We start from the raw sequence: 9,167 nt of genomic DNA, 5'->3' as shown, positions 1-9,167 counted from the left end.
CACTGGCATCGAGGATCACCGGTGCACCACCCGAGTCGGACCGTAGGCTTGTGCCATGCGTCTGCCCACCACGCCCGCCTCGATCCTGTGGCGGTCGCTGCGCGACGAGATCCGGCAGCGCAACCGCCGCGGCCGCGTGCTCGTCGGCGTCGACGGCATCGACGGCGCGGGCAAGACGACGTTCGCCGACAACCTCGCCAAGGCCTTCGCCGAGGAGGACGTCGCGGTCTTCCGCGCCTCGCTCGACGACTTCCACCGGCCCCGTGCGGAGCGGTACGCGCGCGGGCGCACGTCGCCCGAGGGGCACTACCGCGACTCGTACGACCTCGGCACGTTCCGCCGCGTGCTGGTCGACCCGTTCCGTGGCGGCGGCGACGTGGGCACCGGCTTCCAGCTGCGTGCCTTCGACCTCGACCGCGACGCGCCCGCCGAGGCCGAGTGGACGACCGCCCCGCGCGACGCCTATCTCCTCGTGGACGGGCTCTTCGTGAACCGGCCCGAGCTGCGCGACATGTGGCACTGGACGGTGTGGCTCGACGTGCCGATCGACGTCGCCTACGCGCGCATGGCCGAGCGCGACGGCACCGATCCCGACCCGTCCGCGCCGTCCAACGCGCGCTACCGGCAGGGGTTCGAGCTCTACCTGCGCGACGGCGATCCCCGCGCGGCGGCCTCGGCGATCGTCGACAACACCGACCCCGCGGCCCCGGCGCGGGTCTACCGGGACTACTGCTGATGCCCGCGCCGAACGATCGGATGCCGGCGCCGAACGGCATCCTGCTCGTCGACAAGCCCGGCGGCATCACGAGCCACGACGTCGTCGCGCGGGCGCGCCGCGCGCTGCAGACGCGCAAGATCGGGCACGCCGGCACCCTCGACCCGATGGCGACGGGCCTGCTCGTCCTCGGGGTGGGGCCGGCGACGCGCCTGCTCACCTATGTCGTCGGCCTCGACAAGACGTACGCCGCGACGATCCGCCTGGGCGTGGCGACCGACTCCGACGACGCCGACGGCGTCGAGACGGCCCGAGCGGATGCCGCGGACGTCGCCGCCGTCACGGCGGACGCCCTGCGCGCCGGCGTCGCCGCGCTGACCGGCGAGCTCGCACAGGTGCCGAGCCGCGTGTCGGCGATCAAGATCGGCGGCCGGCGCGCCTACGACCTGGCGCGAGCGGGGGAGGAGGTCGAGCTCGAGGCCCGGCGCGTGACCGTGTCTCGGTTCGACGTGCTCGACGTCCGGCGTGCGGACGGCGTGCTCGACGTCGACGTCGTGGTCGACTGCTCCAGCGGCACGTACATCCGGGCGCTCGCGCGCGACCTGGGCGCGGCGCTCGGCGTGGGCGGACACCTGACGGCGCTCCGCCGCACGCGCATCGGACCGTTCGACGTCGCCGACGCGGTCGCCGACCTCGAGCCCGGCATGACGCTGCGGAGCCCCGCGGAGGTCGCGGCATCCGTCCTCGGCGCCTTCCCGGTGACGGCCGACGAGGCCCGCGACCTCCGGCACGGCAAACGGCTGACCGGTGCGGCGTCGCGCCTCCCGTCGCCCACGCCCGCCGCGATCGATCCGGCCGGCCGGCTCGTCGGCGTCGTCGAGCGGCGCGGCGGCGACGTCAAGAGCATCATGAACATGGCGGAGGAGTCCTCGTGATCCTGTGGTTCTCGATCGTCCAGGTGGTCGTCGCGAGCGTCGCGGGCCTGCTGTGCGTCGTGCTGGGGCTCGCCGGGCGGCGCCCCAGCGACCTCAGCGTCGGCGCCATGGCCGCCGTGCTGCTGCTGCTGATCGCCCAGGTGGTCGTCGCGATCGTCGCCCCGCTCGCGGGCAACCCCCCGACCGGCAGCCTCCTCGAGTACTGGGTGTACCTCGTCTCGGCGGTGCTGCTGCCCCCCGGAGCCGTGCTGTGGGCGCTCGTCGAGCGCAGCCGCTGGAGCACCGTGATCATGGGCATCGCCGCGCTCGCCGTGGCGGTCATGGTCTGGCGCATGCACGTCATCTGGACCGTCCAGCTCGCCTGAGCGGCGACCGCTCGACCCGCGAGACTCCACTGGTGCGTCGAGACGGCGCGCCGGGCGCGCAGTCTCGACGCACGGTTGGAGTCTCGTGGTCGGGGCGATGTCCCGGCGTGTCCGGGCGTGTCGACCGGGTCGCTATCATGGACGGGTCATGACTCCGTCCCGCCCCCGCATGACCGGCATCGGTCGCGTCCTCGTGATCGTCTACGCCATCATGGCGCTCGCCGCGACCGGCCGTTCGTTCGTGCAGATCGTCCAGCGCTTCGACGAGGCGCCGCTCGCGTACACGCTGTCGGCCGTCGCCGCCGTCGTCTACATCCTCGCGACGCTCGCGCTCGTGTTCGCCGGCACGCGCCGCTGGTACATCGTCGCGTGGCTCGCGATCACGTTCGAGCTCGCCGGCGTGATCGTGGTGGGCGCCCTGTCGTTCGCGGCGCCCGACCTGTTCGCGCACCAGACCGTGTGGTCGTGGTTCGGCCGCGGCTACCTGTTCGTGCCGCTCGTGCTGCCCTTCTTCGGCCTGTGGTGGCTCGCGAAGCATCCCGTCGCCGTTTCCGCCGATGAGCAGAAGGATGCCGCGACCGAGCCGGTCGCGTCATGATCGTCTTCCACGAACCGAGCGAGGTCCCTGCCGGCTTCGGCCCGTCGGTCGTCGCGATCGGCAAGTTCGACGGCGTCCACGCCGGTCACCGCGCGGTGCTCGGCCGCGCGCGCGTGAACGCGGCGGCCGGGGGAGCGAAGGTCGTGGCGGTGACCTTCGACCGCAACCCGCTCGCGCTCCTGCGACCCGATCTGTGCCCGGAGAGCCTCATCGGCGTCAACCAGAAGCTGCAGCTGCTCGCCGAGACCGGCATCGACGCGACGATGCTGCTGCGGTTCGACGAGGAGCTCGCCCGCGTCGAGGCGCGCGAGTTCGTCGAGCGGTTCCTCGTCGACGCCCTCGACGCCCGCACCGTGCTGGTGGGCGCCGACTTCCGCTTCGGCCGCGGCGGGGCCGGCACGCCCGACCTGCTGCGCGAGCTCGGCGCCGTCCACGGCTTCCAGGTCGACGTGATGGGCGACGTGCGCGAGATCGACGGCGGGCGCCGCGTGTCGTCGACCTGGATCCGCGAGGTGCTCGCCGCGGGCGACGTGGCGACCGCGACGAAGCTCCTCGGTCGTCCGCACTCGGTGTGGGGCGAGGTCGTGCACGGGCTCGCGCGCGGGCGCGACCTGGGCTTTCCGACCGCGAACCTGTCGCCCGGCCTGGAGGGGTTCATCCCGGCCGACGGGATCTACGCCGGGTGGCTCGTGGACGAGGGCTCCGCCGACGGCCTGCGTCCCGGCATCCGCTACCCGGCCGCGATCAGCGTGGGCACCAACCCCACGTTCGACGACGTGCACGCGCGGCAGGTGGAGGCGTACGTGCTCGACGAGACCGACCTCGACCTGTACGGGCACCTCGTCGAGCTGCAGTTCGTCGACCGCGTGCGCGGCATGGCGGCCTTCGACGGCGTGGACGCCCTGGTCGCGCAGATGACCGCCGACGTCGCGGACGTGCGGCGCCTGCTGACCTGACCGGCGCCGCGCCCGCTCACTGCTCGCGCGTCGACTCACTGCGCTGGAGCGCCGTGAGTCGCCCGGAGCCCAGTGACCGGCGCGGGCGGACAGTGATTCGCGGGACGACGCGCGGTGCGCGGGCGGATGCCGCGCGGTGCGCGAGCGGATGCCGCGCGGTGCGGCTAGAATGGGCGGCGAGGACCGTTCCGCCGTCGCCGCAGCTCGCTGAAGCCAGTACCCGCAGCCTGCAGGACCGATCCCCGCCGCATCCGCCTCGCGTCGCTCGCGCGTGGCGACCGAATTGAGATCGTTCCGCGATCGCGCCGGTGACGCACCGGCCACACGCTCAGGAGGAGCATGCCGACCACGGCACCCGCCGCGCAGAGGACTGCGCCGCACCGCAGGAGGACGTCGTCCGCGCGCCGCGACGACGACGCGCCCCTCATCCCGATCCTCGCCCGCAAGGTCCGCGAGGTCGAGGCCAAGGCCCAGCGCGGCAAGCTGGGCCCCACGAACCGCGTGAAGTTCCAGGTGATCGCTTTCCTGGTGCGCGAGGAGCGCGCCCGCGTCAAGGCCGACGACACGCTCGACGTCGCGGCCCGCGCCGAGCTGCTCAAGCGCCTCGACGGCGTCGCGACGATCCTCGCGAAGACCGCCGCCCGCGACACGTCGCTCATCCACCTGCTCGAGGTCGACCAGGCCACGTCGCCGGTGGCGCGCCGCATGCGCCGCGACTGGCTGCTCGAGTCGGGCGCCGAGCTCGCGCCCGACGAGCTGATCATCACGGATGCCGCGCCCGCCCCCGCCGCGACCGTCGTCCCGCCCGCCCTCGCCGAGCGTCAGGTCACGCCGCCGCAGATCGAGGCGCGCCGCGAGGCGAACCCCTTCCTCGCGCCCGACCTCATGCTCCGCCGCCCGGCCCCCACCCCGCGTCGCCGGCTCGACGGCTGGGAGCTCATGCAGCCCCTCTACAAGGCGTTCGAGTCGGGCGCCGGCGGGGGAGCGGCCTCGATGGAGCTGCCCCCGGTGCCCGAGTTCGACCGGCTCTCGCCCAAGGGCCTCGAGGTCATGCCGCACCAGTCGCGCTTCCTCGAGGCGGTCCGCACCGGCGGGCGCACGTTCCTGCTCGCCGACGAGCCGGGCCTGGGCAAGACCGCGGAGTCGGTGCTCGCGGCATCCGTCGCCGACGCCTATCCGCTCTTGGCCGTCGTCCCCAACGTCGTGAAGATGAACTGGGCGCGCGAGGTGGCCCGCTGGACGCCGCAGCGCCGCGCGACGGTCATCCACGGCGACGGCGAGGGCATCGACGCGTTCGCAGACGTCTTCATCGTCAACTACGAGATCCTCGACCGGCACCTGTCGTGGCTGAGCTCGATCGGGCTGAAGGGCATCGTCGTCGACGAGGCGCACTTCATCAAGAACCTCGGCTCGCAGCGGTCGCAGAACGTGCTCTCGCTCGCCGCGCGCGTGCGCGAGCAGACGCGCGACCCGCTGCTGCTGGCCCTCACCGGCACGCCGCTCATCAACGACGTCGAGGACTTCGACGCGATCTGGCGCTTCCTCGGCTGGACCAACGGCGAGAAGCCCGGCCCCGAGCTGATGGCGAAGCTCGACGCCACGGGGCTCACCCCGGCCGACAAGGCGTTCTATCCCGAGGCCCGCGACGCCGTGATCTCCATGGGCGTGGTCCGCCGCAAGAAGAAGGACGTCGCCCACGATCTCCCCGACAAGTTCGTCGCCGACCTGCCGGTCGAGCTCGACGACGAGTACGGCCGGTCGATCCAGCGCGCCGAGCGCGAGCTGGGCGAGCGTCTGGCGGCCAAGTACCGCCGCATCATCGAGGCCCGTGGCGGTCGCGTGCGCATCGGCGAGGCCGACGACGACATCGTGCGCCTGGTCGCGCAGAACGAGCTCGAGGAGTCCAAGGCCGCTGGCAACGGCGCCGAGAACGTCTTCACGATGGTGCGGCGCATCGGGCAGGCCAAGGCCCTCCTGGCCGCCGACTACGCGGCGCAGCTGCAGCGCTCGGTCGGCAAGGTCGTCTTCTTCGCGAAGCACATCGACGTCATGGACGCCGCGGAGGCGCACTTCGCCGGCGCGGGTCTGCGCACGGTGTCGATCCGGGGCGACCAGACCTCGTCGGCGCGCCAGCAGGCGATCGACGCGTTCAACAACGACCCGGGCGTCGCGATCGCTGTCTGCTCGCTCACCGCCGCCGGCGTGGGCCTGAACATGCAGGCCGCGTCGAACGTCGTGCTCGCCGAGCTGAGCTGGACCGCGGCGGAGCAGACGCAGGCGATCGACCGCGTGCACCGCATCGGGCAGGACGAGCCGGTCACGGCGTGGCGGATCATCGCCGCGCACACGATCGACACCAAGATCGCCGAGCTCATCGACTCGAAGCAGGGGCTCGCGCAGCGTGCGCTCGACGGCATCGCGGTCGACCCGGCCTCGAGCGACTCGGTGCAGCTGTCGGCGCTCATGCACCTGCTGCGGCAGGCGCTCGGCGCCTGAGGCGCGGCCGCGCGCGGTCACGAACTTCGCAGAACGTGACGGACTTCGCAGGATTCCGCCGAGAACCTCCGACGTCCGCGCGATTCTGCGAGTTCCGTGAGCGCGCCGCCGCCCGCATCGTGTCCGCGACGAGCGGCGGCGCCGCTCAGCGGCCGGCGCGGGTCACCAGTGCGCGTCCTCGTACCCGCAGAACGGGTCGACCGGGTTCTGGCCGCGGAACGGCTGCGCCCCGGTGAGCGCGTCGGCCACGGCATCCGCCGTCATCTCGCTGTCGGTGTAGGCGTTCACGAACGTCCGCATGCGGGGCACGTCGCGCAGGTGGTACGGGTTCTCGAACGACACGAACACCATCGGGATCTCGGGGATGCCGTGCGGGGTGTTCGCGGCCACGACCGGCGACCACGTCAGCCGGATGGTGGGTCCGAAGCTCACCTGCGGGATCGCCGCGACGTACATCACGAGGTCGTAGGTCTCCTTGAGGTGCGACACCGTGTTGGTGAACAGCTCGCCGACGATCGCGGCGGGGTCGTCCGCGGGCGGGTACTCGTAGACGGTCACCTCGAACCCGCGGTCGCGCAGTCGCGCGGCCAGTCGCTCGCTCGCCGGCGACGTGCGGCCCGGCAGGTCGAGCGGGTAGACCAGGATGCGGCGCGTCGTCTCGGGGCTGAGCGGCAGCGTGCCGTCGAGGTCCTTCACGAGCGTCACGGCGTCGCGCGCGACCTCCAGCGCCCACTCGTGGTGCTTGGCCCGCACGGCGTCGCGATCGGCGTCGACCGTCGGCGTCGACCGGTGCAGACCCACGGCCGCCTTGAGCGCGAGCACGCGCCGCACGGCGTTGTCGAGGCGCTCGGGGGTGATGACGCCGTCGCGGATGCCGTCGAGCATGTACCGGAAGTCGGTCGGCAGGTCGAGGGAGAACAGGAACAGGTCGCAGCCCGCGGCGATCGCGGCGGGAACCGCCCGCGCGCGGGGCATGACCATCGAGAAGCCTCCCATGAGGGTCGCGTCGGTGGACAGGAGGCCGTTGAAGCCGAGCTCGTCGCGTGCGAGGCCCTGGAGGATCTCGGGCGCGAGCGAGCCCGGCAGCGGCGGCTCGGCGCCGCCGGCCTGCCGCGAGTACGCCGGCAGGGCGATATGGCCGACCATGATGCTGAGCACCCCCGCGTCGATGACGCGCTTCCACACGCGGCCGTACGTCGCGCGCCACTCGTCCAGCGGCAGCGAGTTGATCGTCGGGTGGATGTGCTGGTCGCGGTCGTCGACGCCGTCGCCGGGGAAGTGCTTGCCGCACGCGGCCATGCCGTGGGACTGCATCCCCTCGATCTCGGCGACGGCGAGGTCGGCGATGACGCCTGGGTCGGATCCGAACGTGCGGGTGTTCGTCATCGGGTTGTAGCTGTTGAGGTCGAGGTCGACCACCGGCCCGAAGTTCCACTTGACGCCGTTCCAGGCGCCCTCGATCGCGTCGACCTCGCCGAGCCGCCGCGCGTGCTCGGGGTTGCGGGTCGCGCCGATGCCGAGCGGCGACGAGAACGACGTCGCCTCGGCGACGGCGCCGTCGGGCCCCTGGTCGAGGTTGGCCGCGAGGAGCGGGGGGACCGTGCAGCGCTCGTGGAGCCGGCGGCCGATCTCGTCGACGATCTCGCCCGCCATCGGACGCACCATCATGACGCCGGGCTCCATGACGGCGAGCACGGAGTCGACGGCGGAGGCGTCCGGCACCAGGACGGGCAGGCCGAAGAGCTGTCCCGCCTTCTGCTCCACGGTCAGTCCCGCGAGCGTCTCCTCGATCCAGGCGACGGCGTCGTCGTCGAGGTGGAAGGGCGCGGCGGTCGGGTCGAACGCTCCGGTGTATTCGGTGGTCATCGCCCCACGCTAGGGCAGGACGATCGCCCGGGTAAAGCCGCTTCCGCTTCGGGTTTGAACCTGCGCTCGCGCGTCGCCTCCGCCGCGTGCGCACGGCTGGCGGGTGCCGCATGCGGGCCGCTAGGGTCGGGTGTGGCGACGTCGCCGGACCCGACCCGAACCCGCACCGAAGGGCACTCTCTCATGAAGATCGGCATCCTGACCAGCGGTGGCGACTGCCCCGGTCTCAACGCCGTCATCCGCGGCATCGTGCTGCGCGGCACGACGTCGCACAACCTCGAGTTCGTCGGCATCCGCGACGGGTGGCGCGGCGTCGTCGACGGCGACTTCTTCCCGCTCACGCGGCACGAGGTGAAGGGGCTCGCCAAGATCGGCGGCACGATCCTCGGCACCAGCCGCACGAATCCCTACGAGGGCCCGCGCGGCGGCGCGGAGAACATCGCGAAGACGCTCGACCGGCACCGCGTCGACGGCATCATCGCGATCGGCGGCGAGGGCACCCTCGCCGCGGCCAACCGCCTGTCCGACGACGGCATCAAGGTGCTCGGCGTCCCCAAGACGATCGACAACGACCTGCGCGCGACCGACTACTCGTTCGGCTTCGACACCGCCGTCAACATCGCCACCGACGCGATGGACCGCTTGCGCACCACGGGCGACTCGCACCAGCGCTGCATGGTCGCCGAGGTCATGGGCCGCCACGTCGGCTGGATCGCGCTGCACTCGGGCATCGCCGCGGGCGCCCACGCCATCTGCATCCCCGAGGTGCCGATGACGATGGACGAGATCTGCCAGCAGGTGACCAAGGCGCACGACCGCGGCCGCGCGCCGCTCGTCGTCGTCTCCGAGGGCTTCAAGCTCACCGGCCAGACCGAGGCGCACAGCGACAAGGGGCTCGACGCGTTCAACCGCCCCCGGCTCGGCGGCATCGGCGAGATCCTGGCGCCCGAGATCGAGCGCGTCACCGGCATCGAGACGCGCGCGACCGTCCTCGGCCACATCCAGCGCGGCGGCTCGCCGTCGGCGTTCGACCGCGTGCTCTCCACGCGGCTCGGCCTGCACGCCGCCGACGCGGTCGTCGACGGCGCGTGGGGCAAGATGGTGGCCCTGCGCGGCACCGACATCGTGCAGGTGCCGTTCGTCGACGCGCTCGGCGCGCTCAACACGGTGCCGCTGTACCGGTACGAGGAGGCGTCGGCGCTGTTCGGCTGATCCGGCGGCGCCGGCTTCGACCGG

At 72.6% G+C, this 9,167-nt stretch carries 8 protein-coding genes; 7 read left to right on the top strand and 1 reads right to left on the bottom strand.

From position 1 onward, the window contains the following. Positions 1–55: 55 nt before the first annotated feature. The 6 genes from WML84_RS10000 (at position 56) to WML84_RS09975 (ending at position 6,065) form a co-directional block, all read left to right on the top strand. The gene (locus tag WML84_RS10000) at positions 56–736 is read left to right on the top strand and encodes a uridine kinase (protein ID WP_347345999.1); all 681 of its coding nucleotides are present in this window, start codon (positions 56–58) and stop codon (positions 734–736) included. Beyond that, a complete protein-coding gene (truB, locus tag WML84_RS09995) occupies positions 736–1,650 on the top strand; it encodes a tRNA pseudouridine(55) synthase TruB (protein WP_347345998.1) in 915 nt (304 codons plus the stop codon). Before WML84_RS10000 ends, truB begins: the two co-directional genes overlap by 1 nt. Then, the gene (locus WML84_RS09990; protein WP_347345997.1) at positions 1,647–2,015 is read left to right on the top strand and encodes a hypothetical protein; all 369 of its coding nucleotides are present in this window, start codon (positions 1,647–1,649) and stop codon (positions 2,013–2,015) included. Before truB ends, WML84_RS09990 begins: the two co-directional genes overlap by 4 nt. A 148-nt stretch (positions 2,016–2,163) precedes the next feature. Beyond that, entirely contained in the window at positions 2,164–2,613 is a 450-nt protein-coding gene (locus WML84_RS09985; RefSeq protein WP_347345996.1) for a hypothetical protein, read from the top strand. After that, on the top strand, positions 2,610–3,569 hold the full coding sequence (locus WML84_RS09980) for a bifunctional riboflavin kinase/FAD synthetase (RefSeq protein ID WP_347345995.1): 960 nt from the start codon (positions 2,610–2,612) through the stop codon (positions 3,567–3,569). Before WML84_RS09985 ends, WML84_RS09980 begins: the two co-directional genes overlap by 4 nt. A 339-nt stretch (positions 3,570–3,908) precedes the next feature. Continuing rightward, positions 3,909–6,065 carry a DEAD/DEAH box helicase gene (locus tag WML84_RS09975; RefSeq protein ID WP_347345994.1) on the top strand — a complete coding sequence of 719 codons (2,157 nt, stop codon included), beginning with the start codon at positions 3,909–3,911 and terminating at the stop codon, positions 6,063–6,065. A 162-nt stretch (positions 6,066–6,227) separates the two neighbouring features. Here the strand turns inward: WML84_RS09975 and WML84_RS09970 are convergent, their stop codons facing one another. Further along, entirely contained in the window at positions 6,228–7,931 is a 1,704-nt protein-coding gene (locus WML84_RS09970; RefSeq protein ID WP_347345993.1) for a glycoside hydrolase family 3 N-terminal domain-containing protein, read from the bottom strand. Positions 7,932–8,114: 183 nt separating this feature from the next. On the opposite strand from WML84_RS09970, the gene WML84_RS09965 reads away from it, so the two are divergent. Next, positions 8,115–9,143 (top strand): 6-phosphofructokinase, encoded by a 1,029-nt coding sequence (locus WML84_RS09965; RefSeq protein ID WP_347345992.1) that lies wholly within the window; start codon positions 8,115–8,117, stop codon positions 9,141–9,143. Positions 9,144–9,167 lie beyond the last annotated feature (24 nt).

The sequence above is a fragment of the Microbacterium sp. genome (assembly GCF_039812165.1).
Taxonomy (GTDB): domain Bacteria; phylum Actinomycetota; class Actinomycetes; order Actinomycetales; family Microbacteriaceae; genus Microbacterium.
The sequence above is the reverse complement of the archived record's forward strand: the minus strand, read 5'-3'. Positions and strand labels throughout refer to the sequence as shown.